The organism is Pseudomonas sp. LJDD11 (assembly GCF_024584215.1).
Taxonomy (GTDB): Bacteria; Pseudomonadota; Gammaproteobacteria; order Pseudomonadales; family Pseudomonadaceae; genus Aquipseudomonas.
Map to the genome: position 1 here is coordinate 1 of NZ_JANJFL010000155.1, position 519 is coordinate 519.

The following is a 519-nucleotide window of genomic DNA, read 5'->3' on the forward strand; positions in this document are numbered from 1 at the left end:
CGATTGCAGGCGCGCTGCCAGGACCGCACGGGAGGCCTGAGCATCCAGCAGCTTGCCCAGGCCGCAGCCATGGAAGGTGTACAAGTGTCGTGGCAGGGCCTCGACATGCTGCAACGGCACGGCGACCACGCAGGAGTCACCGTAACCGGTGGTGACGCCGTAGATCACGCCTTCCTTGTCCAGCAGGGAATCAAGGAACTGCGCGCCTTTGGCGATGCGCTCCCGAAAGGCACTGTCGTTCTGCAGAGCCGTCGGGGCCTGGCGATTGGCCAAGGCCAGAACGTCCTCGATGCGCAGTGCGCGTTCGCCAAACATGACCGTGTCAGGAGCTTGATTCGTCATCGGACTTCCAGAAAGGGTAGAAATTGAACCACTGTTGCGGAGCCTCCAGGCAATAGTGCCCAAGACGTTCGGCATAGCGGCTGGCCCAATGGGCAATCACTTCCGCGCGGTCGCTGCGGCGCCATTGGATGGCATCGGTGAAGGGTTCGAGAATCACTCGGTAACCCTTCGGGCCCT

1 protein-coding gene and 1 pseudogene are annotated in these 519 nt (G+C 62.0%); both read right to left on the reverse strand.

Features of this window, described 5'->3' with window-relative positions; translation table 11 throughout:
* The coding region (locus tag NRB16_RS29305) for an aromatic amino acid ammonia-lyase (RefSeq protein ID WP_257107626.1) at positions 1-342 on the reverse strand (342 nt) is incomplete at its 3' end.
* Positions 323-519, reverse strand: a pseudogene (locus tag NRB16_RS29310) (glycosyl transferase); the annotation flags it as partial. The gene NRB16_RS29305 and the pseudogene NRB16_RS29310, both read right to left, overlap by 20 nt.